Genomic DNA, 1,054 nt, shown 5'->3' with positions numbered 1-1,054 from the left:
CCGGAGACGTTGATCTGGTCTTTTATTCGGTCGACCAGGTACACCCAGCCCTGTTGGTCGACGATCGCGCTGTCGCCGGTGCGGAGCCGACCTTCGGGGAGAGCGGCCTCGGATTCTTCTGGTTTGTGCCAGTATCCGCGGATGACCTGTGGGCCGGTGACGACGAGTTCGCCTTGGCCGCCGGGCGGGACGGAGTTGCCATCGGGGTTAACGACGTCGACGTCTACTCCCGGGAGCGGTAGGCCGATGGACAGGGTGCCGCTGTCCTGGTCGACCGGGGCGCTCGTTCCGGGTGGCACTGCGGTGACGGCCGAGGAGGTTTCGGTCATGCCGTAGGCGTTGTGGATGTAGTGGCCGAAGCGTTCTTGGAAGCGGGCGACCGTGCTCGGTGGTACCGGCGCACCCCCGCTGTACAGGGTTTTGATGGTGGAGAAGTGTTCAGCGGTGGCGTATTCCGAGTTCATCATCGCGTTGAAGGCGGTGATGGAGCCGATGGTGTAGGTGACGCCGTGTTCGCGGAGGGCGTCGACGGCTACGTCGGTGGTGAAGCGGCCGGTGAAGACGAGGGAGGTGTGTTCGGTGAGGGCGAGGGCGGCGATGACGACCGCGCCGGTGATGTGGAACAGCGGGGCGAGGGCGTAGACGACGTCGCCGGGGGTGATGCCCGCGAGTTCGGCGAAGCTGGTGGTTGCCGCGCGGACGTTGGTGTGCGAGTTCATGGCGCCCTTGGACGGGCCGGTAATGCCGGAGGTGTAGGCGAGGAAAGCGAGGTCGTCGCCGTGTACTTGGATAGTTGGGGGTTTCCGGCCGGTGTACTCGTGGGCCAAAGTGAGTAGGTCTGCGGAACTTTCGTCGGCAGGGGTGGTTTCGGGTTGGAAGACGCGGGGGTCGTTGCGGGACTGGAGGTCCGACTCCGCGGTGCCGAGTACCCAGCCGACTGTGGTGCCCTCGACGTCCTCCCGGACCTGTTGCACATCGCGGTCGGTGGTGATGATCCCGACCCGTTCGGCATCGGTGACCAGTTCGCGGAGTTCGCGGCTGCGATACATCGGGT

1 protein-coding gene is annotated in these 1,054 nt (G+C 65.5%); it reads right to left on the bottom strand.

The annotated features are described in order from the left end of the window. A partial coding sequence (locus QH168_RS15395) for a class I adenylate-forming enzyme family protein (protein ID WP_280235338.1) occupies positions 1 to 1,054 on the bottom strand: 1,054 nt, incomplete at both ends.

The organism is Nocardia cyriacigeorgica, assembly GCF_029868385.1.
Taxonomy (GTDB): domain Bacteria; phylum Actinomycetota; class Actinomycetes; order Mycobacteriales; family Mycobacteriaceae; genus Nocardia; species Nocardia cyriacigeorgica_F.
The sequence above is the reverse complement of the archived record's forward strand: the minus strand, read 5'-3'. Positions and strand labels throughout refer to the sequence as shown.